This window comes from Acinetobacter sp. YH12241, assembly GCF_013417535.1.
In the GTDB taxonomy this organism is placed as follows: Bacteria; Pseudomonadota; Gammaproteobacteria; order Pseudomonadales; family Moraxellaceae; genus Acinetobacter.
This window is the reverse complement of the sequence record NZ_VPDQ01000006.1, coordinates 1-25,089: the sequence shown is the minus strand read 5'-3', so window position 1 is coordinate 25,089 and position 25,089 is coordinate 1. Positions and strand designations below refer to the sequence as shown.

26 protein-coding genes and 1 tRNA gene are annotated in these 25,089 nt (G+C 40.1%); 14 read left to right on the top strand and 13 right to left on the bottom strand.

The window, feature by feature from the left end; all coding sequences use genetic code 11:
* The first annotated feature begins 295 nt into the window (after positions 1-295).
* Entirely contained in the window at positions 296-1,558 is a 1,263-nt protein-coding gene (locus FTV18_RS05155; protein ID WP_373686945.1) for an MATE family efflux transporter, read from the top strand.
* A gap of 44 nt (positions 1,559-1,602) precedes the next feature.
* Here the strand turns inward: FTV18_RS05155 and FTV18_RS05150 are convergent, their stop codons facing one another.
* Together FTV18_RS05150 and map are read right to left on the bottom strand one after the other, a co-directional pair.
* Positions 1,603-2,838, bottom strand: a complete 1,236-nt coding sequence (locus FTV18_RS05150) for a pyridoxal phosphate-dependent aminotransferase (protein WP_159124078.1) — start codon at positions 2,836-2,838, stop codon at positions 1,603-1,605.
* Between the two features lie 253 nt (positions 2,839-3,091).
* Positions 3,092-3,919 (bottom strand): type I methionyl aminopeptidase, encoded by an 828-nt coding sequence (gene map, locus FTV18_RS05145; protein WP_004784494.1) that lies wholly within the window; start codon positions 3,917-3,919, stop codon positions 3,092-3,094.
* 207 nt (positions 3,920-4,126) lie between these two features.
* Here map and rpsB point away from each other — a divergent pair, with 207 nt between their 5' ends.
* The 3 genes from rpsB (at position 4,127) to FTV18_RS05130 (ending at position 6,472) form a co-directional block, all read left to right on the top strand.
* Positions 4,127-4,873, top strand: a complete 747-nt coding sequence (gene rpsB / locus FTV18_RS05140) for a 30S ribosomal protein S2 (protein ID WP_004784492.1) — start codon at positions 4,127-4,129, stop codon at positions 4,871-4,873.
* Positions 4,874-5,014: 141 nt separating this feature from the next.
* On the top strand, positions 5,015-5,890 hold the full coding sequence (gene tsf / locus FTV18_RS05135; RefSeq protein WP_004784491.1) for a translation elongation factor Ts: 876 nt from the start codon (positions 5,015-5,017) through the stop codon (positions 5,888-5,890).
* 75 nt (positions 5,891-5,965) lie between these two features.
* Positions 5,966-6,472: a DUF3465 domain-containing protein gene (locus tag FTV18_RS05130; protein WP_180016930.1), complete on the top strand. Its 507-nt coding sequence runs from the start codon at positions 5,966-5,968 to the stop codon at positions 6,470-6,472.
* Between the two features lie 45 nt (positions 6,473-6,517).
* Here FTV18_RS05130 and FTV18_RS05125 read toward each other — a convergent pair whose 3' ends face one another.
* From FTV18_RS05125 to FTV18_RS05095, 7 genes are all read right to left on the bottom strand, one after another.
* Complete coding sequence (locus FTV18_RS05125) at positions 6,518-6,973, bottom strand: DUF962 domain-containing protein (protein ID WP_180016928.1); 456 nt, start codon at positions 6,971-6,973, stop codon at positions 6,518-6,520.
* Positions 6,974-7,202: 229 nt separating this feature from the next.
* A complete protein-coding gene (locus FTV18_RS05120; RefSeq protein WP_004784482.1) occupies positions 7,203-7,817 on the bottom strand; it encodes a septal ring lytic transglycosylase RlpA family protein in 615 nt (204 codons plus the stop codon).
* A 289-nt stretch (positions 7,818-8,106) separates the two neighbouring features.
* Positions 8,107-9,108, bottom strand: a complete 1,002-nt coding sequence (gene mltB / locus FTV18_RS05115) for a lytic murein transglycosylase B (RefSeq protein ID WP_159124080.1) — start codon at positions 9,106-9,108, stop codon at positions 8,107-8,109.
* A gap of 289 nt (positions 9,109-9,397) precedes the next feature.
* Positions 9,398-10,051: a hypothetical protein gene (locus FTV18_RS05110; protein WP_180002837.1), complete on the bottom strand. Its 654-nt coding sequence runs from the start codon at positions 10,049-10,051 to the stop codon at positions 9,398-9,400.
* A gap of 19 nt (positions 10,052-10,070) precedes the next feature.
* Positions 10,071-10,886, bottom strand: coding sequence for an NADPH-dependent 7-cyano-7-deazaguanine reductase QueF (queF, locus tag FTV18_RS05105; protein WP_005236649.1), 816 nt, complete (start codon positions 10,884-10,886; stop codon positions 10,071-10,073).
* Positions 10,886-11,659 (bottom strand): ABC transporter permease, encoded by a 774-nt coding sequence (locus FTV18_RS05100; RefSeq protein ID WP_004784472.1) that lies wholly within the window; start codon positions 11,657-11,659, stop codon positions 10,886-10,888. Before FTV18_RS05100 ends, queF begins: the two co-directional genes overlap by 1 nt.
* The gene (locus FTV18_RS05095) at positions 11,656-12,591 is read right to left on the bottom strand and encodes an ABC transporter ATP-binding protein (protein ID WP_180016926.1); all 936 of its coding nucleotides are present in this window, start codon (positions 12,589-12,591) and stop codon (positions 11,656-11,658) included. The genes FTV18_RS05100 and FTV18_RS05095 overlap by 4 nt, the downstream gene beginning before the upstream one ends.
* A 179-nt stretch (positions 12,592-12,770) precedes the next feature.
* On the opposite strand from FTV18_RS05095, the gene FTV18_RS05090 reads away from it, so the two are divergent.
* Positions 12,771-12,846 (top strand) — tRNA-Arg (locus FTV18_RS05090).
* A gap of 62 nt (positions 12,847-12,908) precedes the next feature.
* Here FTV18_RS05090 and FTV18_RS05085 read toward each other — a convergent pair.
* Positions 12,909-13,088, bottom strand: coding sequence for a hypothetical protein (locus tag FTV18_RS05085; protein ID WP_180016924.1), 180 nt, complete (start codon positions 13,086-13,088; stop codon positions 12,909-12,911).
* 205 nt (positions 13,089-13,293) lie between these two features.
* On the opposite strand from FTV18_RS05085, the gene FTV18_RS05080 reads away from it, so the two are divergent.
* Together FTV18_RS05080 and FTV18_RS05075 are read left to right on the top strand one after the other, a co-directional pair.
* Positions 13,294-13,947, top strand: a complete 654-nt coding sequence (locus FTV18_RS05080; protein WP_180016922.1) for a hypothetical protein — start codon at positions 13,294-13,296, stop codon at positions 13,945-13,947.
* A gap of 621 nt (positions 13,948-14,568) precedes the next feature.
* Positions 14,569-14,793, top strand: coding sequence for a hypothetical protein (locus tag FTV18_RS05075; RefSeq protein WP_159124508.1), 225 nt, complete (start codon positions 14,569-14,571; stop codon positions 14,791-14,793).
* Positions 14,794-15,057: 264 nt separating this feature from the next.
* Here FTV18_RS05075 and FTV18_RS05070 read toward each other — a convergent pair whose 3' ends face one another.
* On the bottom strand, positions 15,058-15,408 hold the full coding sequence (locus FTV18_RS05070) for a hypothetical protein (RefSeq protein WP_180016920.1): 351 nt from the start codon (positions 15,406-15,408) through the stop codon (positions 15,058-15,060).
* Between the two features lie 295 nt (positions 15,409-15,703).
* On the bottom strand, positions 15,704-16,402 hold the full coding sequence (locus tag FTV18_RS05065; protein ID WP_179993419.1) for a putative quorum-sensing-regulated virulence factor: 699 nt from the start codon (positions 16,400-16,402) through the stop codon (positions 15,704-15,706).
* Between the two features lie 344 nt (positions 16,403-16,746).
* Here FTV18_RS05065 and FTV18_RS05060 point away from each other — a divergent pair, with 344 nt between their 5' ends.
* From FTV18_RS05060 to rnk, 3 genes are all read left to right on the top strand, one after another.
* Positions 16,747-17,976 carry an alpha/beta fold hydrolase gene (locus tag FTV18_RS05060; protein WP_180016918.1) on the top strand — a complete coding sequence of 410 codons (1,230 nt, stop codon included), beginning with the start codon at positions 16,747-16,749 and terminating at the stop codon, positions 17,974-17,976.
* A gap of 154 nt (positions 17,977-18,130) precedes the next feature.
* The gene (gene glyA / locus FTV18_RS05055; RefSeq protein ID WP_004784306.1) at positions 18,131-19,384 is read left to right on the top strand and encodes a serine hydroxymethyltransferase; all 1,254 of its coding nucleotides are present in this window, start codon (positions 18,131-18,133) and stop codon (positions 19,382-19,384) included.
* A gap of 392 nt (positions 19,385-19,776) precedes the next feature.
* On the top strand, positions 19,777-20,181 hold the full coding sequence (gene rnk / locus FTV18_RS05050; RefSeq protein ID WP_034171243.1) for a nucleoside diphosphate kinase regulator: 405 nt from the start codon (positions 19,777-19,779) through the stop codon (positions 20,179-20,181).
* Between the two features lie 63 nt (positions 20,182-20,244).
* Here the strand turns inward: rnk and FTV18_RS05045 are convergent, their stop codons facing one another.
* Positions 20,245-20,733, bottom strand: coding sequence for a TIGR00645 family protein (locus tag FTV18_RS05045; RefSeq protein ID WP_005236522.1), 489 nt, complete (start codon positions 20,731-20,733; stop codon positions 20,245-20,247).
* Between the two features lie 401 nt (positions 20,734-21,134).
* Between FTV18_RS05045 and FTV18_RS05040 the strand changes: the two genes are divergently transcribed.
* The 4 genes from FTV18_RS05040 to FTV18_RS05025 form a co-directional block, all read left to right on the top strand.
* Positions 21,135-21,926 (top strand): tellurium resistance protein, encoded by a 792-nt coding sequence (locus tag FTV18_RS05040; RefSeq protein WP_180016916.1) that lies wholly within the window; start codon positions 21,135-21,137, stop codon positions 21,924-21,926.
* A gap of 16 nt (positions 21,927-21,942) precedes the next feature.
* Entirely contained in the window at positions 21,943-23,076 is a 1,134-nt protein-coding gene (locus FTV18_RS05035) for a toxic anion resistance protein (RefSeq protein ID WP_179993421.1), read from the top strand.
* 37 nt (positions 23,077-23,113) lie between these two features.
* The gene (locus FTV18_RS05030) at positions 23,114-24,031 is read left to right on the top strand and encodes a hypothetical protein (protein ID WP_166135984.1); all 918 of its coding nucleotides are present in this window, start codon (positions 23,114-23,116) and stop codon (positions 24,029-24,031) included.
* A 226-nt stretch (positions 24,032-24,257) separates the two neighbouring features.
* On the top strand, positions 24,258-25,089 hold an 832-nt coding region (locus tag FTV18_RS05025; protein ID WP_180016914.1), incomplete at its 3' end, for a thioredoxin family protein.

The window sequence follows — 25,089 nt, the reverse complement described above, 5'->3', positions numbered from 1 at the left end:
TTAAATTGGAACGAAAAAAACTCATAGTTTCTGAGCTCAATAAATTATTATTTTCTATAAGCGAACTAAAGATAGAAACTAAACTTTTCTATAAAAATCAATAAATATAAAGATTTATGGCACAAGGATTGTATGTGATTTCCACTGTATATCTCAGTTTTAAATAATTCAGTTTAAAAATAAAACCCGAGAAAAGAATTAAGAATAGAGTGATTTTGCAATGAAACAGTTTTTGCATCTTTGGGTACCGATTTTTTTGAGTAATAGCATCATAATGTTGGTCGGAATATTTGACATGATTTTCCTGTCTCATTACTCACCGCAACATATGGCTGCTATGGCTGTGTGTTTATCTATTTATTCTTTATTATTTGTTTCGGGAACGGGGATTTTGCAGGGTATGATGCAGGAACTTGCTGAAGCATATGGGCGACGTGCTTTTGATAATATTCAAAAAATTCTGAAACAGAGCATCCTTATTGTCATCGTCCTGTCTGTATTTGCAGGATGGCTATTAACTCATGCAGATCCTTTGCTACATCTGTTAAAAGCAGATAGTGCATTACAGGCTTTGATTCAACCTTGTTTATGGTTACTGGCTTGGACGCTTCCAGCACATTTGTTAGTACGTATTTTATATATTTTAACGCAAGCTTGTGGTGAGGCGAAGCGTGTGTTCTATGCCAATATTTTTTATCTGATATTCAAAGTGAGTTTGGCCTATTGCCTGATTTTTGGGATTCAGGGTTATGTACCTGCCTATGGGGTTAAGGGAGCTTTCATTGCTCATCTGACTGTTCAATGGGCACTATTAGTGGTGTATTACCTAATATTTCTAGAAAAGCAGTTGCGTGTGCACTGGTCCGGACAATTCTTCCATTTTAAGACTTTGCTAAAAATCTTAAGAATCGGCTTACCCTCAGCAATTGTCGTATTTATTGATGTCTTTACAATTAGTGCGATTGCATTATTGATCTTGCCTTTGGGGGAGATAATAGTGAATGCGCATCAAGTAGCGATGGGTTTGGCTGGCCTGCTGTTTATGGTGCCATTTTCGATGAGCTCTGCTTTTAGCATTCTGGTCTCTACCAGGATTGGTGCAAATCAAGTGCAATCTGCCTGGGATTTAACTTTTAAAGCGTTACGTGTGGTGGTCGCAAGCGCAGTTGTTTTGGCGATCTTGATCGCAATTTTTCAAAAACCGATTGTGACGCTATTTAGTGATAATAAGGATGTGCTTGCGGTGAGTCTGGCATTGATGTTCTTATTGTGCTGGATGCATATTTTTGATGCGATTCTGGTGGTTAGCGTCAATATGCTGCGCTGCTGGAAAGTGGTGATATTCCCCATGTTTATCTTTAGTGGAGTACTGCTATTAGGTGGATTGGGCGGAGGCTGGTATTTGGCTTATCATCCAGTATTGCTCTTCAATCTCAATCTGGAAGTCTCAGGAATAAGTGGTTTCTGGTGGATGCTGGCTATTTCCTATACCTTTGCCGCATTGATGTGCTTGCTTTGCTTGGGACTTAAATACCGTAAGCATCTACAAACTGCATAAAAAAACCCGCGATGATCGCGGGTTTTTTTATCTAATCAATTAGATTATTTCGCAGCTTTTTCAGCTTCGATAGAAGCAATCGCCTCATCAACGCCTTCGATAGAATCAGCAGCTTTTTTGATACGTGCAAGCGCATCAACTAATACTTCGTCAGCAGTTGCGTAAGAGATACGCATGAAACCACCTAGACCGAATGCATCACCAGGAACGACTGCAACACCAGTTTGTTCCAGTAACCAAGCAGAGAATTCTGTGCAAGAGTTCAGGCCTTTCGCACGAATCAATGGTTTGATGTTTGCGTATGCATAGAATGCACCATCAGCAGGTAGGCAAGAAATACCTTTAATGTCATTCAAGCCATTCACAACCAGGTCATGACGACGTTTGAATGCTTCAACCATTGGTACAAGAACGTCTTGAGGACCATTCAATGCAGCTTCTGCAGCAACTTGTGAAATAGAAGTTGGGTTAGAAGTTGACTGAGACTGGATTTTTTTCATCGCACCGATCAGTTTAGCAGGGCCCGCTGCATAGCCGATACGCCAGCCTGTCATTGCATATGCTTTAGACACACCGTTTAATACGATAGTGCGGTCGTAAAGGTCTGGGGCAACAGTTGCGATGTTGTAGAATTCATCTTCCCAGCGGATTGGTTCGTACATGTCATCAGATGCGATGAATACTTCTGGGTATTTACGCAGTACTGCAGCTAAAGCTTCTAATTCAGCTTTAGTGTAGATCATGCCAGTCGGGTTAGAAGGGCTGTTTAATACCACTAGACGAGTTTTGTCAGTGATCGCAGCTTCTAATTGCTCAGGAGTAATTTTAAAACGTTGTTCTTCACCACATTTCACGATTACTGGTGTACCTTCAGCAATGATCACCATATCTGGATAGCTTACCCAGAATGGAGCAGGGATGATCACTTCATCACCTTTGTTTAACAAAGCAAGTGCCAAGTTAAAGAAAGACTGTTTACCACCACAAGAAACCAGGATTTGGTTTGCTTGATAGTCAAGGTTATTGTCACGTTTTAATTTAGCAATAATTGCTTTTTTAAGACCTGGCGTACCATCAACAGCGGTGTATTTGGTGAAACCGTTGTTAATTGCTGCAATTGCTGCATCTTTGATGTGTTGAGGGGTATCAAAATCTGGCTCACCTGCGCCCAAACCAATAACGTTGTGACCAGCAGCTTTCAGTTCAGCAGCCTTATTTGTCACAGCAAGCGTAGGGGACGGTTTGATGGCATTCACACGATCAGAGAGACGTACGTCCACGGCAGTATTCCTTCTTATAGGGATTAAAAAATAAAAAGCACATTATCTTAGCCTAAAATGGTGCACATTGGGCAAAAGAATTTGGAAAAATATACGAAAAAAATGCTGAATCAGTGCAACCTTATCTTGAACATCGATAGGTAGTTTAGATAGACATGAACTAAGAATATGCTTTGAGGATGAGAATAATAGGGGAAATATAAACTAAAAATGGCCACTTTAAAGTGGCCATTTATGTGAGAAAGTGTTGTTGTTATGCACTAAAACGTGACAAATCTTCTTCAGGACGGGCAGTCAGCACTTCAATGCCATTTTTTGTTACCAAAAGAGTGTGCTCATATTGAGCCGATAATTTATGGTCTTTAGTGACCACAGTCCATTTATCACCCAGCAGTTTGGTTTGCCAAACACCGGCATTCACCATTGGTTCAATCGTAAAAGTCATACCTTCTTCAAGAACCATACCGGTATCTGGTTGACCATAGTGCAGAACTTGTGGTTCATCATGGAAAGTCGTACCGATGCCATGGCCACAGTATTCACGGACAACGCTAAAGCGTTCAGATTCAACATATTTTTGAATCGCATGACCAATGTCACCAATAGTAGCACCTGGTTTCACCACAGCCATACCACGATACATGGCTTCTTGAGCGACTTTGCACAGACGGTTTGCCAGGATTGAAGTTTCACCACCCACGATGTACATCATATTGGTATCCCCATGGAAACCATCTTTGATGACAGTGACGTCAATGTTTAAAATATCGCCTTTTTTCAGGATCTTGTTTTCAGATGGGATCCCGTGACAGACCACATGGTTTACAGATGTACAGATTGTATGCTGGAAAGCAGGGCGGCCAGGCGCTGCACCATAACCTAAACATGCAGGAATGGCATTCTGCACATTTACAATATAGTCATGACAAATCGTATCCAATTCCAGTGTCGTTACGCCGGGTTTGATATGCGGTTTGATCATATCCAACACTTCTGCAGCCAGTCGTCCAGCGATACGCATCTTTTCGATATCTTCAGCGGATTTGATTAAACGACGGGGAGCTTGATAAGTAGTGTTCATGATCTCTAAAAACTTTTGGAAATTTGTATGTGACTATGGTATAAATAGCCGCCCATTTTATCAAATGCTTTTTCGTGAATATATTTGCGAGGCTGATTGAATGGTGTATTAAAAATCCGCACATATATCGTCACATTACTCTGGGTGCCCGCAAGGGTGGAGAATGCGGATATATGGAGGCCTAACCCAAACTTTAAGGTAAAGAAAATGGCAGATTACAACGTAAGCATGCGCGACCTTCTACAAGCTGGCGCGCACTTTGGTCACCAAACTCGTTTCTGGAACCCAAAAATGCGTCAATACATCTTTGGCGCGCGTAACAAAATTCACATCATCAACCTTGAGCACACTGTTCCTGCGTTAAATGATGCTTTGAACTTCGCTAACCAATTGGCTAGCAAAAAGAACAAAGTTTTGTTCGTTGGTACTAAACGTGCTGCTTCTGCAATCATCCGTGAACAAGCTCAACGCGCTGGTCAACCATACGTAGATCACCGTTGGTTAGGTGGTATGTTGACGAACTGGAAAACTCTTCGCCAATCTATCAACCGTTTAAAAGACCTTCAAACTCAATCTCAAGACGGTACTTTCGCTAAACTTACTAAACGTGAAGCTTTAGAACGTAGCCGTGAGATGGAAAAACTTGAACGTGCTTTAGGCGGCGTTAAAAACATGGGTGGTTTACCTGACGCATTATTCGTAATCGACGTTGATCACGAAGCGATTGCAATTAAAGAAGCTAAAAACCTTGGTATTCCTGTAATCGGTATCGTTGATACTAACTCTAACCCAGACAACGTAGACTACGTTATTCCGGGTAACGACGATGCGATCCGTGCAGTAACACTTTATGCTTCTGCTATGGCTGATGCGATTCTTGCTGGTAAAGAATATGCTCAATCACAAGCAAATGCACAAGCTAAAGCAGAAGAAGCTCCTGCTTCTGAGGCTTAATGCGTTAGACGCTAGCTTGTCATTTTTGCGACACGTGATGGTGGCAAAGTAAGCGTTATGTATGCAGGCGGCCCATGAGAATCCTCTGGGCCGTTTCTGTTCTAAAAAGAATTCATTTTCTACCGAATTTAGGAGATAAACATGACTGCAGTTACAGCAAGCATGGTTAAAGAACTGCGTGATCGTACTGGTCTAGCAATGATGGAATGTAAAAAAGCTTTGACAGAAGCTGGTGGTGACATCGAATTAGCGATCGACAACCTTCGTAAATCTGGTCAAGCAAAAGCAGCTAAAAAAGCTGGTAACATTGCTGCTGACGGCGCGATCACAATTGCTCAAGAAGGTAACAAAGCAATCCTTCTAGAAGTAAACTGCCAAACTGACTTCGTTGCTAAAGACGAAAACTTTGCTGGTTTCTCTGCGAAAGTTGCTGCTGCTGCACTTGCTGCAAACGAAACTGACGCTGCTAAAATCGCTGAACTTAAACTTGAAGATGGCGCTACTGTAGAAGAAGCTCGTATTGCGCTAGTTCAAAAAATCGGTGAAAACATTCAAGTACGTCGTGCGAAAATTGTTGAAGGTGAAAACCTTGCTGTTTACAAACACGGTCTTCGTATCGGTGTTGTTGTATCTTACTCAGGTGATGCTGAAACTGGTAAAGGCTTGGCAATGCACATTGCTGCATTCAACCCGGTTGCCGTAAACGCTGAACAAGTTCCTGCTGACCTTATCGCGAAAGAAAAAGAAATCGCTGAAGCAAAAGCACTTGAATCTGGCAAACCAGCAAACATCGTTGAGAAAATGGTTGTAGGTTCTGTTGAGAAATACCTGAACGAAGTTGTTCTTGAGCGTCAACAATACGTAATCGACAACGACAAGAAAGTTGCTGAAGTTCTTAAAGCGACTGGTACTACTGTTGCTAACTTCGTTCGTTTCGAAGTGGGTGAAGGTATCGAGAAAAAAGCTGAGCTTTCTTTCGCTGAAGAAGTTGCTGCTGCTCAGGCTGCTGCAAAATAATTCGGTAACGAATTAGAAAAAAGCCCCGAATGGGGCTTTTTTTATGACTAAATAAAGAATGATCAAGGAGGAATAATGGCAAATAAAACCGATATGGGGATCGGGGCTGTCATTGCGCTTTTGGTGGCTGCTTATTTAGGTCTGGATTTAGCAGAATCTAAACAACAGGCCAATACTTTTGTACCTTCAGCAGAAGTTGCGATTCAACAGCAGACTCATGTTCAAAAAAGTACGCATAAGGTTTCTGATGATACCCAGCGCATAAAGCAAGCTTACCAGCAAAGACAAAGTGATCTTCAGGTTCAGGCGAGTGGTAAGGTGGTAGCGTTATTAAAAGATGATAATGAAGGTTCCCGCCATCAGAAATTTATTCTGGAGTTATCCACTGGTCAAACTGTATTGGTTGCGCACAATATTGATCTGGCACCACGCATCCAGAATATTCAAAAAGGTGATCAGGTTGAGTTTTTTGGTGAGTATGAATATAGCGAAAAAGGCGGGGTGATTCATTGGACCCATCATGATCCATCCAATAAGCACATCAGTGGTTGGTTAAAACACCAAGGAAAAACCTATCAATAAGGGAATTTTCCTTGGTTTTATAAATGTAATGATATTACATACGCTTTAAGCGCACTGTATTGCCTCAGATTGACGAGATTTCCATTTAGGTAGGACTTTGCCTAAATAGGCATCCATGCACCATAACGGGCCAATGAGAAGGAATTGAAGGTCTTTGAAGAAAGAAGGCTTTTTACCTTCGACTTTATGTCCATAAAATTGCCCAATCCAGGCAAAAACAAACAGGGCCATAAAGAAGCCGATACCTACAGGTAAAACCCAGATGAACCAGGCCATCATCAGCGTTAGTACTGCCATTGCCACAGCTAGTACGATATCTAAACGTGCATAAAACACAAAAGACAGAACCAGGAGCAGGGCAGTCAGTAAAGCGCTAAAGTGCGCCATGATGCCAATAATGGAAAAATAGATGGTAGGCACGCAGACCCAATGGATCAGTTTGTTGGTTTTATTTTGATGACTTTCACTATATTCATCTAACCATTCGGATATTGTTTTCATTCTATCGCTCTCATCCATGAACGTACTGTTATTTTCAAAATATAAAACAGTTTGAGGGGATGGTCAAAGTGAAATCGATAGTGGTTGAGTAAAGGAGAGGAGGCCTATATCTGAATGGAATAATATCGACAGTATTAAGGATAAAAGTAGTTCGAATTCTTGCTCTACATCACCAAATAAAAAAGCCACATGACTGTGGCTTTTGAGTTAAATGTAGAGCGGTCAAATCTTATGAGTTTGGACCATCTACACGCTCAATATTAACATGTGCAGTACCAGCATTGGTAATACCAAGCTGTTTAGCAGCACCGTAAGATAAATCTAGAACACGATTGCCATGGAATGGACCACGGTCATTCACCTTCACAACCACACTCTTACCATTGTTTTTGTTGGTCACGCGGATAAAGCAGTTTAATGGCAGGCTACGGTGTGCAGCAGTCATTGCATTCATATCGAATGTTTCACCACTGGCAGTTTTACGGCCATGGAACTGACGGCCATACCAAGATGCTGTACCTGTCTGACTGAATTTACGAACTGTGTTTGAAGCAACATTGTTCAGTTTCTCAATCACTGAAGGCTCTTCTGCAGGAATTGCAATTTTTGCTGCAATGGTTTGACGACGAACTTTATCGCCAGAACGCTCAGTGATTGAAAGGCTGTTCAAATTTGTGAAATTTGAATTGAAGCTTTGAGCTTCTTTATTTAATACACGCGCTGCAAGACGCGAATTGTCATGATCATTATTGAATGATGACGACTGAACCATATCTGCTTGCGATTGCGTTAGGGTAACGGTCGCGGCAATGGCCATAAAATACTTCAGAAAAGAAGAATGCATTGAATCAACTCCTAACAGCATGTTTCATTAGATTGGGCCTAAGTAGCTGATAACCCTATAAACATGCCTGATATTTAACTTATGCAACTACATTTAACGAATTGGATAATATTCATGCTGGCAACTGGCTGTCTAGTATTTAATTAAAATAGTTAAAAAAAGTACGCAAAATAAACAATGAGTGATTAAAAAATAATCAATATTGTAACAAGGCGTAAAAAATGCCTAAAATTTAGGCATTTTGTTTAATAAAAATCTTGACTTTAATAGTATGTAGTAATTTTTACTGTTATCGGCTCGTAATTTCTGTACCTAAAAGCCACAATGCAGTGGCATACATACGACTACGATTGTACGTGGTAATCACTTGAAAATTCGGATAAGTAATATAGTAAATCGGTCCGTAATTTTCTTGTAATTGAATGACATTGACCATATCAAGATCATCAATACGAACAATCGGATTCATCGGACTGATTCCTTGGGTTTTGATTACTCCATAAGGTGTTGGCTGAGTCAGATCTTTGGCGATGACAGAATCAGGATTCGAACCGCTATAACGGGCAGGGAAGGCAATTGGCTGATCACGTTGCCAGCCATTTTGAGCCAGATAGTTTGCAATTGAACCAATCGCATCTACCGCAGAATTGCGCAGATCGATATGGCCATTGCCATCATAGTCGACCCCATACTTTGGAATATTACTTGGCATAAACTGCGGATAGCCCACAGCACCTGCATAAGAACCCACGATCGAGGATGCTGACACACCATCTTTATATGACCATGCGATCAATGCCGCCAGTTCATCCTGGAAGTATTGCGCACGACGTTCATAACCAAAGCCAAGAGTTGCCAGTGCATCACGGGTCACAAATGAACCCTTGTTGCTGCCAAAACCGGTCTCTACCCCCAAAATACCCAAAATGATCGATTGTGGTACACCAAACTGCTGCTCAGCGCGATTTAGTGTTGCAGCATATTGCTGCTTGAAACGTACACCACGTTGAATCGTACCTTCAGACAGAAAATTGGTCTTATAGGCATACCAAGGCTTACTTTCACCTGGACGATTCATGATATTGATAATATTTGGAAGATTTTTTGCTCCCGTCATTGCACTGTCTACTTGCTGGGCACTTAGACCATAGGTCTGCATAGTGTTTTGCTTGAAACTGGCATAAGAGGGATGATATTGAAAATCGTTGGCCAGGCTTAAACTACTGAGTCCGAATGCACTGACAAGGATCGAAAGCTGCTTCAATTTTTTATAAAAATTCGATTTCAACATCTTGGTATGATTTCCAATTTTTTGATAGGTTTGTGGCTATGTCATTTGAATCGTGCCATGAAAAAGATCAATTCACTTTTCTCAATTTTCTGGCATTAGAGGCAATATTAAAGATAACATTCTGATGAATAGGAGTCATATAAACTCCCTTAAAAACAGGAAAGGGTTGGTTGTTTTTTCAGCATTTTGTATTTTAGTTCACAATAACTGTAACAAGCTATTTCTTAAGCCACAAAAAAGCCTGACCGAAGTCAGGCTTAATCTGCATTATTTGAATAAATATGCGGCTTTATTCAGTAAAGAATAGGGTGTCGTGATATTCTGCCATTGCCTGAAGTTCATCCTTATTTAAATTCAGGATGATTTTATCTGCTGCAATATTAATCGCTTTGATTACCGCTGAAGCACCAATATCAGCAGCCTTGCGTTTAATCATGCCTAAATCTAAGGTTTTATTAAAGTCGACCATGAAATGACGTACAGTCGCTTCACCAAACTGTTTGTACAGATTGCTGAGACTCTGCTTATCGACACTTTGGCCAGCTTTTAATTCTGCATAATGGTGTTTTAGATTGGTGACCAGATTGGCATCCAGTGATTCACCAATACGGAAATTTCCTTCCGGATCTTTAAACAGGCTGCGTTCAGAAAAAGCAATCGACTCCTTGACGACTTCATTTGGTGCTTTACTCAGTAACTGTTTCAGTAACACTGCCACAGTAGACTTGATATAGCCTGCCAGTTTTTCTGCCGTATCGCGTTTTTCGCTTGCAGGAAAACGGCGTACCAGTTCCGTGAGAATGGCATCAATAATTTCATCATTAATCATTAATGCAGTTTTATCACGCAGTGGATAAAGCGGTTCACTCGAGTTTTTATTTTTCTGTGCAGTCTGAATTGTATTTAATAGTTCTGCAGAAGGAATAAAACCAAAAAAAGGCATTCTTAAACCTCAATGTTTTTTATTGTCGCGCTAAACGAATAGGGCGAGGCATCCATGTGGAATCCGATACACGACAAGGGTTGATATCCAATCCACCACGGCGTGTATAGGTCGCATATACCATCAGCTTTTCCGGTTTCAGATTTTGCCAGATATCGGCAAACATCTGTTCCACACATTGTTCGTGAAAACCGTTGTGCTGACGATACGAAATAATATAAGCCAAAATACTCTTATAACAAGGTTTTTTGCCCTGATAGCGTATAAATACTGTACCCCAGTCCGGTTGTCCAGTGACTGGGCAGTTACTTCTTAATAAATGTGAATAGAGTTGTACTTCGATATTTTCATCGCTGTGCCGATCTAAAGACAATAAAGAAGCATCTGGATGATTTTCCAGGCGTTCCGGAGTCAGGTCATCAATACAGATACCTTCAGGCTTGGAAATTTCCAGTTCATCAACATGGAAAAGATCCAGTGTGATTTCAGCACCGGCAGCTTTTGAGAGGTCTTTTTCTACAGTTGTAATAAAGGCCTCTTTCGAATCAAACTTGGCAAAGTTCAGACTATTGAAATATAGCTTTAAAGATTTTGATTCGATGAGATTTGGGGAAAATGCTGGCAGGGTAATTCGACCAATTGCCACTTGAGGTACGCCGGCAGCATTTAACCAAGAAATTTCAAATACATGCCACCAGTCTTTACCTTGCTGAATAGCTTCAACATGGGCATATTTTTCACGGGCAGGCGCACGGGAAATCGGAAACAAAATATCGGGTTGATACTCTGTTGGGTAGTTGGTGTCTTTACCAAGGAGAGAATGTTCTACACTCATTATTCACGCATTCCTGAACCACGAGACAATAAATAGTAAGCAATACCGTAAAGCACGGCACACCAGAAAGTAATCACGACCAATGAAATGGAAACATTGACATCACTATGACCTAAAATGCCGAAACGGAACGCATTGACCATATACACGATCGGGTTAACTAAAGAGAGATTTTGCCAGAACGGACTTAAGGCTGAAATCGCATAAAATACACCGCCTAAATAGGTCAGTGGTGTAAGTACAAAAGTCGGGATGATCGAAATATCATCAAAAGATTTGGCATAGACAGCATTAATAAAACCGCCTAGAGAGAATAATAACGAGGTAATGAGTACTGTATATATAGTCACAAACCAGTTAGTAATATAAAGGTCTGCAAAAAACAGGCTCATGGCACTGACAATAATGGCAACAAACAGACCACGAATTACACCACCCAATACATAGCCCCATAAAATGGCATGTAAAGGTACAGGGCTCATAATTAGCTCTTCAATGCTTTTCTGAAATTTTGAGCTAAAGAAGCTGGAAGAAACGTTGGCATAACTATTAGTAATCACCGCCATCATAATCAGACCAGGGACAATAAACTCCATATAACTATAGCCGCCCATTTCCCCAATACGTGAACCGACCAGATTACCGAAGATCACGAAATATAGACTCATGGTAATGGCAGGTGGCAACAGGGTTTGTGGCCAGATCCGCATAAAGCGGCGAACTTCTTTATGAACGATGGTATATAAGGCGACGCCGAGCTGATTTATATTCATTGTGCAGCTCCATCCAGATTTTTCTCGACCATTTTCACAAACAGTTCTTCTAAGCGATTTGACTTGTTACGCATGCTGCGTACCTGAATGTTCTGTGATTCCAGTAACTGGAACAAATCATTCATGGAATGGGCTTTATCCAGTGTCACTTCTAGGGTCATTGAATCAACTAAATTAAATTTCACACCAATAATTTCAATATTTAATGGCTCAATAGGCGCAGCCAGATCGAAGATAAAGGATTCTTCATTAAGCTGATTCAGGAAGTTCTTCATGGTGGTATCTTCTTTGATCACACCACGGTCGATAATCGCAATCCGACGACACAACATCTCTGCTTCTTCCAGATAATGAGTCGTTAAAATAATAGAAGTACCATTACCGTTCATTTCATTAAGAAAATCCCACATGGAACGACGCAATTCGATATCTACACCGGCGGTCGGTTCATCCAGAATCAGTAATTTTGGTTCATGCATCATCGCACGGGCAATCATCAGGCGACGTTTCATACCACCGGAAAGCATACGAGCTTGGGTAGAGCGTTTTTCCCAAAGACCCAGTTTATTTAAATATTCTTCAGCGCGCGCTTGGGCAACTTTTTTAGGAATACCATAATAACCGGCTTGAGTGACCAGAATATCAAAGGTTTTTTCAAACTGGGCAAAGTTAAATTCTTGGGGCACCACACCTAGACATTGTTTGGCTTCAGAAGGGTGGGTATCCAGATTGTGGCCAAAAATCTCAACGGTTCCAGAGGTTTTTCTTGTTAATGAACTGATAATACCAATAGTAGTGGACTTGCCCGCGCCATTAGGACCTAACAGGGCATAGAATTCACCTTCAGGTACAGTTAAGTTAATTCCTTTAAGTGCCTGAAAACCATTTCCATAGGTCTTCGACAAATCCCTTAATGTCAGCGCATCAGTCATAGAGATCTCAAATGGTGAAAAGTTGAGATATTGTGAGTGATCTTGCAGAATAAACCAAGTCATTCACATGGAATTCTCTGTTGCTGTTTTGGCACACTGTATAAAGGATAGGCATAAAAATAACGAAGTTATAGATAGTTGCTTTACCTTATGCATTTTTTTGTTATGATGTGCATCGCGCGCTCATAGCTCAACTGGATAGAGTACAGGTCTCCGAAGCCTGTGGCGTGGGTTCGAGTCCCGCTGAGCGCACCATCATTTTATTAGTTCACTTACCTCATTAGACTAAAAAAACAATTCCAGATTTATAAAATAAATTATGGATTCTCTTCCTCTTCCTCTTCATCCTGATGTTTTTGACGTATTTGATCTCTTTTAACCTGAGGGTCTTGATCTACGCCTAACTGACCGCGTTGAATCTCTCGATCTTGTTTCTCTTGTGGGTCTAACTCTTCTTCTGGAAACTCTTCATTCAGTTCTTCATCTGGTTTAGCCATCGGGAATTACCTCTTGAAAATATAAGTAGTAATGTCTGTAGAATATGCTCTTGGACCTCTTATTCTATAAAAGTGGGTGAATTACATTGTTGTATTTATAGTTTGTTTAATCTCATAAATTGTTGTTTCCATAAATAGATGTGCTGAGTAGTTTTTCTATCAAAAAATTAGTATCTTATGCTCACAATAAAAATGAGATATAGATATGAAAAAATTATTATTCATTGGGTTAATGATTGGGGCTTCTTCAGTTGCTGGAGCGAATACACCTTTAGCTATTCAATATGGTAATCCTGCTGCAATAGATAAAGCAGTTATTACGACTACACCTTATTATGCTCAAGAAAACCTATTAAGTCAGTACTCTTTAGCTTTTGGCTACGCCGGTTCAAAAATAGGATCAGACAGTTTTTTTGGTACTGAATCATTCGATGGGCTGTTTATTAATGGTGAATATCAATCCCATCCGACGGCCAGCTTATGGGCCGAATACAAATTTCAAAGTTCAGATATTGATTACAATCAAGTTGCAATTGGGATAAAAAATAAATTTCTGGAAAATGATCAGCTTTATTCAGCAGTTTCTATAGGTCTGGGAATGAGCTGGGTAGATGAAAGTGAAACGGATGCAGATCTTGGTCGAATCGATCTTGAATTGGATTATTTTACAATTCCCGTTGCATTGGAAGTCGGTTATAAAGTTGCTCCTGAAGCAGATTTATTTGGATCTTTTGGTTATCAATGGATGTTTAACCGTGACGCCAAGATTTGTATGAATGGCGCATGTGTCTCTGGTAAGAGTGATGATCTGGACTTAAATGGGGTTACTTATCAATTTGGTTTTCGCTATTACTTTTAGTGGCTAATCAATCGCCTTAATAGCGAACTCTTTTACTTAAGACTTGAAATTGTATTTAGATGAAATTATTCATTTTTCACATAAATAAAGAATATTTTTTATTGAAATTTAAATAGATAGGATGTAGAGATAGAAAAGAATAGAATTGTTTGTAGTGCTCTATTGAGCCAGCCAAAATATTTTAATCTGCTTTTGAAAAAGCACAATTTAAATATTGTATAAGTCTTCTTTTAGAAGTGTAAAAGCGTATTGTAGGTAAAAAAAATCCTGCTATATTGAACTCATGGTAGGTTATAAAACGAAACGACGCTACCAATAAGTTGGACGGATCAATGACAGTTAGTTGAGTTCGAACTTCGGTTCAGGCAATAGATCTAGCACTAGCCATCCAACACAGAGCCCGCAGCGATGCGGGCTTTTTAATGCAAAATTTTAAGCGTGAGTTATTAATAATTTTGACTCTTTTATTTGTATGGCACATTCTTCATTAGCGACAATATATAGTCAATAAAAGGTGCTCGCTAAAAAATCTTACATATTCGTTTGAAAGCCTTTCAAATAACTATGTTATAAGAATTCAGACAAGCAAATTTAATAATGCCAATAAAGGGAGGTATGACGATGACAAAAGATTTAATTGAAGTGCAAGTCAAAAACCAGTATGGCAAAATTCTGAATGTAAAAGCATTACTACGTGCTGGCGCTCAGCATAGTGATCCGTCCCAGCGTTTGGAACAGCAAGTCGAATATATTGTCGTGGATGATGAAATTATCCGGCCAACGATTGAACTGTTATTTGCCAGTGAGCAGACCGACTGTATCTATCGTGTTTTAGAACCTAAATAAGGATCCGGGATTCATTATGCTGCTTTGCGACCCTTAAAAAAAGATATAGCTCATCCAATGATGAGCTTGATTTTGATATCTTAGTTCAGCTTCTTTATAAATAGTTTGATGCAGAATAAAAACTGATAAATTTAATTCAAAGAGATTGGATAAATTCCTATCATTTCTCAGTTTCTTAATTTTTTATGTTATATAGCATCAAGCTATCTACATAGATGATCTAAATGAACTTCTTCAAAAATACGCTCTGAGAAAAGCATTATTTCAGAAAACTTTTAATGTGACATTTACATCATAACGGTCAAACTCGTCCAGAATCTGATGAAGTGTTTGCTGTCCGAGTTCATCTGCAGGCCTAATATGTACTTCCTGATTGGTCGCGCTGTCAAAACATTCAATTGTTTGAATTAGCCAATGATGTTCGATTGAACTCTTTTGAATTAATACCCGTCGTGGCTGTAATACATCACTGATCTGGCGTGGTAGTACATAAGTAATCGCAAGTTGTATAGTGTCCAATTCTTCAGCTGGACTTAAAAAAGTGATTACCCAATTGCCCACTTTACTGAGCTGCATGGGATTATCGAAGGCATCGAATTCAAGATAATGTTGCATGGGAAGAAAGAGTATTAATTTATATTATTTCCTATATGCACCTGTTTAGAGGTGTGTTCTATCACGCTAAAGTATAATAACAGTTAGGTGTGAGAAAGGATTAAATATTAAATTATTAAAAATCAATAAATTAATATTGATTTGTATCTATTTTTATTCTGAATATCGATTAGTTAAGAGCTTTAAAGACTAAGGTAGTCATCTATAAAATACTTTATTTCACTTGCTGAATAAAACAAAACATGATTAGTTAGAAATCCCTCTCCATATTTAGAGAGGGAAGAAAAGATTTCATTTATAGCGTAAGGATCGCCGTATTTTCCAATGCTTTGCGTAGATAAGGATCTAAGTCGTCCTGGCGAAGTAACCACTGAACATAGTCAGCAGGAAGATCGGCAATCGCAGTGCCACGGTGCTTACCAAAATTGATGGTCCGTGGAATACGCGCATCTTCAGATGCCTCATAGAGTTCTTCAATACTGCTGATTTTCAGGTGATGCACAATATGCATCAGGATATTTGCAGTCAAAATGATATCCATATCGGCGCGATGGGCTTTACGGATCATTTCCCGGGCGCGTTCGCTGCCTTTGGTAATCATATAGATTAATGCAGAGATATTATGCGCTTCAGCCTCTGGCCAAACTCGGCGGGCGAGAGCAAGGGTGCAAATTGCTTTAATATTCGATGAATCGACGCCACATTTTTCTAAGGCACGAATATCATAATCAATATTATGGCCAATGATATAAGTGGTTTCTTGTGGGAGTTCAAAGCTGCTGTAATGCGGTTGTCCTTCCAGATCAGACTGCAGAATATGATGTACGGCCATTGCGGCAAAGGAAATCGGTTCGTCGCATGAATAAAGCTGATCAAACAAGCGACTTTTATCCAGACTGATTTTATGGTCTATGATCTCTACAGGCGCATAGGCAATTTCAATGGGTTGACCATTCAAGGTATGGGTTTCAGTATCGAGAATGATAGCCTGCATGACGAAAATATGCCTGAAAAAAGGGAATATCAAAATCTAACATTATTGTTTCGATCCTGACAATTGAAATGCCGGATTTCAACTTTAATTGCAGACTTTTTGACTGATATAGAATATTTTTAAACTGAACTAATAAATAAAGGTTTTTGTAGTTTCTGTAATTATTTCCACAGCTTAAGTTTATTATGCCGAAATCAATCGAAACTTGGACTGTATTTGTTAGATAAATAACAAAATAATCTCTTGCCATTAATAGAATAACTTGGGAAATTAATCTCTAGTTTTATCATTTGATAAAACTATAAAAATCATAAGAGACAATAATTAAGACAAGGATAAGATCGATGAAACGTCATGTATTGACTGGTTCTCTACTCGCCCTAAGCGTAGCTTTAACTGCGTGTAATGATAGCGATGATGATGGTAATTATGAGTCCAAACCCGCTATTCCGGTAAATAATATTGCCAATCCGGTTGTAGCAACGCCTGTGGCTTATACCGAAACGGACCTGACAGCTGTTGCTGATGAAAGCGTGGTTATGACTTATAAGATGTTAGGTATCAATAATAACGAAACCCAGGCAACGGCACTGGTTTTCACTCCAAAAGGAACACCTCCTGCGAAAGGTTGGCCGATAGTTGCATGGGCACATGGTACGACCGGTGTGGCTGATCAGTGTGCACCAAGTCGCAATGAAATAAATTCTTATATCAAAAATATGATTGCCGGATTCCTTCAAGCGGGATATGTGGTCGTTGCGCCTGATTATGAAGGTTTGGGTGAGCCGGGTGGAAAAGAACTTCATCCTTTCCTTAATCTTAAGAGTGAAGCCTATTCCATTACCGATGCTGTCGTCGCAGCAAAAGACTATTTAGGTTCGGAAGCCTCTAATCAATGGATGGCTGTCGGTCATTCTCAAGGTGGTCAAGCGGCTTTAGGCGCTGCCCAATATGCAGCACGTGCTTCTCAAATGACTTATAAAGGTACGGTAGCTTTAGCACCTGCTTCTAATTTCAGTCTGATTTTGGCAGGTGGTGAGGCTCAAGCTGGACAAGAACCAGATCTGAATAAAAAGATTCAAACTCTAGCCTCTTTAGATACTTTTACCGCGCTGATTGTCGCGGGATTGCGTAATCCGAATCCAAATCTGCAATATATTCAGGTCTTTAAAACACCAACAGACGAGATTGCCAAGAATGCCGAAACAGATTGTTATGATGTATTAGGCAACAAATTCGGTACGGCAATGGGAGCTTATGCCCAAACCAATGGGAATCTGGAAGAATATCCGCGTACTCAAGCTAATTTTATGAGTATTCCAGTAGTGAAGAATTTCCTGGATAAAGACTCTCAGCCTTTACAGGTTAAAGTGTCTACACCTGTGATTATTTATCAGGGAGAGGCGGATTCTACTGTTCCAAAGGCTGCAACAGATGTTTTAGTGAGCTTAGCGAATCAGAAACAAACCTCGGTACGATATATTACGGACGGTTCATGGGATCATGGTAGCGTCTATGCACTGAATATCGCTAATATTATTTCAGATGTAAAATCTCTAATGCCAATTCAATAACTTATTTTTATCTCTATAGCTCATGTTTTTTTAAGCATGAGCTATTTTTATTGCAAACTGAATAAAGTTCATGATCGAAATTGGTAAAGTTCATGTTACAATACGCGCCAATCTTAGCACGGCTTAAAAGCCCTAATTTAATAGGACCTCGCTAATGTTTGCCAATATCTCTATTGCTGAATTTGATCCAGAAATCGCTCAAGCAATCTCTAACGAAGATGCTCGCCAAGAAGCGCACATCGAGTTGATCGCTTCTGAAAACTATTGTTCACCAGCAGTAATGGAAGCTCAAGGATCAAAACTCACTAACAAATATGCAGAAGGCTACCCAGGCAAACGCTACTATGGCGGTTGTGAATATGTAGATGTCATTGAACAATTGGCAATTGACCGTGCTAAAGAATTATTTGGTGCTGATTATGCTAACGTTCAGCCACATGCTGGTTCTCAAGCAAACTCTGCAGTTTATTTAGCGCTGCTTAACCCAGGCGACACAGTATTGGGTATGAGCTTGGCTCACGGTGGTCACTTGACTCACGGTGCGAAAGTAAGCTTCTCAGGTAAAACTTATAATGCAATTCAATACGGTCTGAATCCAGAAACTGGTGAGATCGATTATGAAGAAGTTGAACGTCTAGCTGTAGAACACAAACCACGTATGATCGTAGCTGGTTTCTCTGCATACAGCCAAATCGTAGATTGGCAACGTTTCCGTGACATCGCGGATAAAGTTGGCGCTTACCTGTTTGTAGATATGGCTCACGTTGCTGGTCTGGTTGCTGCTGGCGTTTACCCAAGCCCAGTTCAAATTGCTGACGTAACAACAACAACTACTCACAAAACTCTTCGTGGTCCTCGTTCAGGTCTGATCCTTGCAAAAGCAAACGAAGAAATCGAGAAAAAACTTCAATCAGCTGTATTCCCAGGTAACCAAGGTGGTCCTCTGGTTCACGCGGTTGCTGCTAAAGCAATCTGCTTCAAAGAAGCAATGGCACCTGAATACAAAGCATACCAACAACAAGTGGTTAAGAATGCTCAAGCAATGGCTGAAGTTCTAATCGAACGCGGTTACGATGTTGTATCTGGCGGCACTAAAAACCACCTGTTCTTGTTGTCTCTGATCAAACAAGACATCACTGGTAAAGATGCTGACGCTTGGTTGGGTGCTGCACACATCACTGTGAACAAAAACTCTGTACCAAATGATCCACGTTCTCCATTCGTGACTTCAGGTATCCGTATCGGTACACCTGCTGTAACGACTCGTGGTTTCGGTGAATCAGAAGTTCGTGAACTTGCTGGTTGGATCGCTGATATCCTTGATGCTAAAGGTGATGAAGCTGTGATCGCTGCTGTTAAAGAAAAAGTTGCTGCTGTTTGTGCTAAATTCCCTGTTTACGCAAAATAAGCCTAACTTGAGAAAAGCCCCCTCAAGGGGGCTTTTTTATTGGGTGATATTTTTTCTGACTCATCTTCTGCTGCTAGCTTTTACGATGAGTTAAAAGGGAAGATAAGATCAAAGCTTAATCAATCCTATATAGAAAATACTTATCCTTTTATAAAACAAAGTTGAGAAATACAGATCCTATAAATCTGATTTCGAAAAGAGTATTGAGTTTTTCTAAAACTGGTTACATTCTTTGAAAAACAGCTTTATAAGTTGAGTTAAGACACAATTTTTTAGCAGCTAAAAATAGATTTTTTATATTTGAACTTAATTTAATCTGATTAACCACTTAGAACCTAGATTCATTCGCTTTTTAAAGACTATTCAATCATTCATTAAACAAGGTAGTAAGAATGGCTAAACCAAAAATTATTTTATCTGAACAGGATGTGGAGCGTCTCGAAACCATGCTTGAAAATCAAGACAAGCTCAGTGAGACCATGCTTCAACTGGAAGATGAACTGGCTCGTGCTGAAGTGGTCAAGCCAGAGGACATGCCAAGCAATGTGGTGACCATGCATGCGCGTGCATTGCTGACGATTGCACCATCAACGGAGCCTGTAGAAATCACCTTAGTCTACCCGCATGAGTTTAAAGGTGAAAAAGGGCAAGTGAATGTGGTAGCACCGATTGGAACTGCAATCTTGGGCTTGGCAGAAGGACAGACCATTGAATGGCCACAACCTGATGGTCAGTTGATGAAAGTCACGATTGAAAAAGTGCTGTATCAGCCGGAACGAGAAGGTGACTATCTATAATTTTTTAATTAATTCGCCAATATAAAAAGGCCCCTATAATCGGGGCTTTTTAATATCCATGTTTTAATGCTTTGTGAGTTTATCCAGATAACCCATAATAAATGCAGAAATCACAAAAGTCAGATGCATAATGATGTACCACATGATTTTGTCATTCTCGACGTTGCGGGCATCCATAAAAATACGCAGTAAATGAATCGAAGAAATAGCTACGATGGAAGCCGCAACTTTGAGTTTAAGCGAATTGGCATCCATAGTGCCGAGCCAGTTCAGGCGGGTTTTATTTTCATCAATTTTGAGTTGCGAAACGAAATTTTCATAACCTGAAAACATCACCATCACAATAAGTCCACCAACCATGGTCATATCAACCAAGGATAGAATTACCAGGATCAGGTCAGCTTCAGTATATTCAAAAATATGCGGCAGGACATGAATCACTTCCTGAAAGAATTTTAAAGCCAGCAATAATAAAGCGAATGATAAACCAAAATAGACAGGTGCCAAGATCCAGCGTGCGGCATACATCGTATTATGAAAAAAACGTTCCATTTTATTCTCAGGTTACCTACTTTATTGTTGATCTTGATCATAAATAATTCATGCTTAAAATTCGAGAATTATTTATGTTTTATAATGCCTTATAAGTATTCTTAAGTTTAAAAAAAGCTTAATTAAGACCATAAATTAACTTGGCATTTATTGTGCTTATCCTTATTTGGTTGATTATTAGCCTATTTGAGGCTGATGGGAAAGGTTATAGAGAGCAACAGCAGGCTAGAAGCAAAATGATTCATACAAGAAATGACTGTAGGCCAAACTTAATTCCAACAATATCTTCAACGTATATAAAGAAAATTCTATGGCTTGAAGCATTCCTTTGCAAAATGCTACATGTTATGTTGAATGAAAAGACGTACTATAAAAATCGAATTCATTGAGTTTAAAGGGTCATGTCACAGATAGATGTTTTGATTCCAATCCAAGACATTGCAGTAGAGCAGAGCGAGATTCTAAGTATCAAGCGCAACGAACTTGTGCCTTTACTCCACGATCAATACAAGCTGAATCATTATGCGGACTCACTTATTCAGGCGCAGGCAGTACTATTAAATGGGGTAGATCCCCATCTGACCCAACAACTGAGCCATACTATTGAACAGCTGATTCACATGCTGGCTCAATCAAAAAAATATTTTAAAAAACGTAAATTTAATGCCTTGCAGAAATGGCTGGGTATTGATCTGGACTATGGCTCAAGTCAGGTTGAATACTATAAAAAACTGGACTATTTACTGGATCAGGCAGATCACCTTAGCCGTAAGTTGCAAATTGAAATCCAGAAATCCCAATCGCGATTCCAGCAGCTGATCGGTTTACGTGAGCAAATGGCCAAGCATATTGTGGCAGCAGAAGAATTTTTATCTGAATATCCGCAGTTTGTAAGGAATCAGCATCCACTGGATAATTTTTCTGAGCGGCTGTCAAAAAAGGTGCATACCTTAAGAACCTTGCAAAGCAGTAATGACATTGCCATTACCCAGATGCAATTGTCCCAGCAACTGTCTTATAGCCTACTGGATCGGTTTAAAGAAGCGCAACAGGTGCTGATTCCGGCCTGGCAATATCATGTCAAACAAAGCCAGATGAAACACTCGACAAGTGATCTGGAAAAACTTGATAATAGCCGGGACAATTTGATTAAAACGTTAAAAAAGTCACTCGAGAAACCCTCGAATACATAACAATATAAGGTGAAACATGACCAAATCTGATGTAGTAAATTTACCTGTCGAAAGCTCAACTGAACTGACTGAACAGAAGTTCCAGCAAATGGATCTGAAAGAGCTGGGCTTGCAGCCTGCCGATTTTCAGGGGGTCTTGGCAGCACGTAAAGAACTGCAGAATATGAGTCATAATAGTGTGGCCGAATATGGCAAAAATATAGCCACCAAAACTTCAAGCTATACCGATGAATTGCTGAATCTGGTACAAAATAAAGATCTGGATGCAACCGGTCAAAAGCTGAATCAGGTGGTGCAGGTGGCACAGCAACTGAATACCAGCAGTATCTTGAACAAGAAAAAAAGTTCAGGATTTCTGGGCAATATCATCAGCAAATTTAAGGGCGTGAAAGATAATTTTGACTCGCATTTCAATACCACTAAAGAACAGATTGATGTACTGGTCAAGGAAATTGAAACTTCACAATCTGGATTAAAAGCCCGCGTTGATACCCTGGATAAAATGTTCGATGGGGTGCAGGAAGAATACAAGCAGCTGGGTATTCATATTGCAGCTGGACGTTTACGTGAACAGGAATTGCAGCAGGAAATTGCTGCGCTTACAGCTTTGCCACAAGATCAGAGCACCACGCAAAAAATCTATGACCTAAATCATCTAGCCAATAATCTGGAAAAACGCATCAGTGATTTACAGGTATTGCAGCAATCTGCGATGCAGACTTTGCCTATGATCCGGATTATTCAGTCCAATAACCTGATGCTGGTGGATAAATTCTATGCCATTAAAAATATCACATTGCCAGCATGGAAAAACCAGATCAGTCTGGCCATTTCACTGAATGAACAGAAGAACAGCGTACAGCTGGCCAATACCATTGATGATGCGACCAATGAGCTTTTACGCCGTAATGCAGATTTATTGCATCAAAACTCGGTCGATACGGCAAAAGCCAACCAGCGTTCTGTTATTGATATTGAAACGCTTGAACATGTGCAAAATACCCTCATTAAAACTGTTAATGATGTGATTCAGATCCAGAAAGAAGGTGTACAGAAACGTACTGAAGCAACGGTACGTTTAAGAGCCTTACAAGATAATCTGAATCATTTGGTGATTGAATCAAGTACCAGTGGATCTAAACCCAACTAAATGCAGTAGGGCCAAGATCTAAAAAAAGGAGTAGAGATTGCCGCCCTTAGATGAATATGCTGTAAATCCTCAGGAAATCAAGCAAGGGGTCGTCGCACTCAAAAAGCGTCAACGTAATTTGATGCTTTTGGGACTGACCACCTCTACGGTCTGTATTGCATCCGTGATAGGTCTATTCTTTCAGCAGGAAATGGTTTATGGCTTTTTTGGCCTGAGTACTCAGCTTCAACAGCTGCATTTACCAGTCAGTGTCGATGCTAATCTGGCCAGTATTGGGGATAGTCCGGATTATTTCTTTGCTCTATTAAGCTGGTTTGGCTGGCTGATTCTGAAAATCTTTGCCTCTTTTATTGGTGCATTTTTTCTGGTTGGATTGCTGAAGAAGTTTCGCTTCTTCTATGTGCGCTTTCAGTCTTTCATATTGAAGTTTGTAGGCTGGCTGATTTCCTTTATCGTGATCTGGTCAGGACTGACTTATTGGCAATATGACCTGAGAAATGACCGTGAAGACGCTTATCAGCAAGTGGTCTATTACGATAGTAATATCAATGATAGTGAAGTGGCTCGTTATCTGGTTGATTCCGATATTGCTTCACCGGTGAAATCTTATTTACTTGCCCAAACTGCACTCTTGCATAAGCCTGTGGATCTATCCGCAGCCAGACCTTATGTCGCACAAGTAGTTGAAGCAGAGCGGCAGGATAACAAGTTTGAACAATACGGATTTAAACCGGAACAGATCTGGACCATGCAGCAACAGGTCTATGGCAAAAGTCTAACGCCTGTGGCACAAAGTGTAGATCGTCAAGCCCAGCAAGCCGAACAAGTCAGCAAGATTACCAATGTCATCATTATTGGCATTGCCATCTTATTTGCCTTGCTTAGCTTAATCATATTTGTACTAGCTAATTCAATTAAGGGGCGTTCGCTACGTATTGAACAGCGAATCTTCTAAACTTAAAAATGCTCCTTTAAAAGGAGCATTTTTATTTTCCAATCTATATTCAGTTTCTTTGGGATAAAAGGCATAAATTCTAGCGATAATAAAAAATAAAATGAGGAGATGGTTTTTGATCTATAAAAACGATCATTAAGATAAAAACAAACTGTTTTACCTATTTTTGTTATTCACTTAATATAGCTTCATCGAATAAATATTTACTCCCTTGGAGACGTTAGCAATGTTAGATCAAAATACTTCAGCTCAATTAAAAACACTACTTGAACGTTTGGAAGGCCCGATTGAATTAGTGGCAACTCTGGATGGCTCTGACAAATCAGCCAAAATCAAAGAACTGGTTGAGGAAATCGCGCAACTTTCTGATTTAGTCACTGCGCGTTTTGATGGTACCAACAAACGTGCACCAAGCTTTGGTGTGGCAAAAGCCGGTGAACAGCCTCGTGTGTTCTTTGCAGGCTTGCCGATGGGCCATGAGTTTACTTCCCTGATTCTGGCATTACTGCAAACTTCAGGCTATGCACCAAAAGTCTCTGCGGAAGTTCTGGAATCGATTAAAGGCTTAGGGATCAAATCTGACTTTGATGTATTTGTCTCACTCAGCTGTCATAACTGTCCGGATGTTGTTCAGGCATTGAACCTGATTGCTATCTATAACCCGGGTACAACAGCAACCATGATTGATGGGGCTTTCTTCCAGGACGAAGTGGAAGAACGTAAAATCATGGCCGTACCGATGGTCTTCCAGGACAATGAACATATCGGTCAGGGTCGTATGACACTGGAAGAAATCATTGCCAAACTGGATACCAATGCCGCAGCCAAAGATGCTGAAAAACTGAATGCCAAAGATGCATTTGATGTCTTGGTGATTGGTGGCGGACCTGCAGGGAATACTGCAGCGATCTATGCAGCACGTAAAGGCATCAAAACTGGCATCGTGGCTGAACGCATGGGCGGTCAGGTCATGGATACCATGGACATTGAAAACTATACGTCAGTGCAAAAAACCCAAGGTCCAAAATTTGCGGCTGAAATGGAAGCACACGTGCGTG

What these genes read in the sequence shown, in the direction of transcription:
- FTV18_RS05125 (WP_180016928.1), bottom strand. Translation starts at nt 6,973, where the DNA reads ATGAAAACAATATCCGAATGGTTAGATGAATATAGTGAAAGTCATCAA.
- FTV18_RS05060 (WP_180016918.1), top strand. Translation starts at nt 16,747, where the DNA reads ATGAAACGTCATGTATTGACTGGTTCTCTACTCGCCCTAAGCGTAGCT.
- FTV18_RS05120 (WP_004784482.1), bottom strand. Translation starts at nt 7,817, where the DNA reads ATGCATTCTTCTTTTCTGAAGTATTTTATGGCCATTGCCGCGACCGTT.
- FTV18_RS05045 (WP_005236522.1), bottom strand. Translation starts at nt 20,733, where the DNA reads ATGGAACGTTTTTTTCATAATACGATGTATGCCGCACGCTGGATCTTG.
- FTV18_RS05035 (WP_179993421.1), top strand. Translation starts at nt 21,943, where the DNA reads ATGACCAAATCTGATGTAGTAAATTTACCTGTCGAAAGCTCAACTGAA.
- glyA (WP_004784306.1), top strand. Translation starts at nt 18,131, where the DNA reads ATGTTTGCCAATATCTCTATTGCTGAATTTGATCCAGAAATCGCTCAA.
- rpsB (WP_004784492.1), top strand. Translation starts at nt 4,127, where the DNA reads ATGGCAGATTACAACGTAAGCATGCGCGACCTTCTACAAGCTGGCGCG.
- FTV18_RS05085 (WP_180016924.1), bottom strand. Translation starts at nt 13,088, where the DNA reads ATGGCTAAACCAGATGAAGAACTGAATGAAGAGTTTCCAGAAGAAGAG.
- FTV18_RS05070 (WP_180016920.1), bottom strand. Translation starts at nt 15,408, where the DNA reads ATGCAACATTATCTTGAATTCGATGCCTTCGATAATCCCATGCAGCTC.
- FTV18_RS05065 (WP_179993419.1), bottom strand. Translation starts at nt 16,402, where the DNA reads ATGCAGGCTATCATTCTCGATACTGAAACCCATACCTTGAATGGTCAA.
- mltB (WP_159124080.1), bottom strand. Translation starts at nt 9,108, where the DNA reads ATGTTGAAATCGAATTTTTATAAAAAATTGAAGCAGCTTTCGATCCTT.
- queF (WP_005236649.1), bottom strand. Translation starts at nt 10,886, where the DNA reads ATGAGTGTAGAACATTCTCTCCTTGGTAAAGACACCAACTACCCAACA.
- tsf (WP_004784491.1), top strand. Translation starts at nt 5,015, where the DNA reads ATGACTGCAGTTACAGCAAGCATGGTTAAAGAACTGCGTGATCGTACT.
- map (WP_004784494.1), bottom strand. Translation starts at nt 3,919, where the DNA reads ATGAACACTACTTATCAAGCTCCCCGTCGTTTAATCAAATCCGCTGAA.
- FTV18_RS05095 (WP_180016926.1), bottom strand. Translation starts at nt 12,591, where the DNA reads ATGACTGATGCGCTGACATTAAGGGATTTGTCGAAGACCTATGGAAAT.
- FTV18_RS05100 (WP_004784472.1), bottom strand. Translation starts at nt 11,659, where the DNA reads ATGAATATAAATCAGCTCGGCGTCGCCTTATATACCATCGTTCATAAA.
- rnk (WP_034171243.1), top strand. Translation starts at nt 19,777, where the DNA reads ATGGCTAAACCAAAAATTATTTTATCTGAACAGGATGTGGAGCGTCTC.
- FTV18_RS05155 (WP_373686945.1), top strand. Translation starts at nt 296, where the DNA reads ATGATTTTCCTGTCTCATTACTCACCGCAACATATGGCTGCTATGGCT.
- FTV18_RS05075 (WP_159124508.1), top strand. Translation starts at nt 14,569, where the DNA reads ATGACAAAAGATTTAATTGAAGTGCAAGTCAAAAACCAGTATGGCAAA.
- FTV18_RS05130 (WP_180016930.1), top strand. Translation starts at nt 5,966, where the DNA reads ATGGCAAATAAAACCGATATGGGGATCGGGGCTGTCATTGCGCTTTTG.
- FTV18_RS05040 (WP_180016916.1), top strand. Translation starts at nt 21,135, where the DNA reads ATGTCACAGATAGATGTTTTGATTCCAATCCAAGACATTGCAGTAGAG.
- FTV18_RS05080 (WP_180016922.1), top strand. Translation starts at nt 13,294, where the DNA reads ATGAAAAAATTATTATTCATTGGGTTAATGATTGGGGCTTCTTCAGTT.
- FTV18_RS05110 (WP_180002837.1), bottom strand. Translation starts at nt 10,051, where the DNA reads ATGCCTTTTTTTGGTTTTATTCCTTCTGCAGAACTATTAAATACAATT.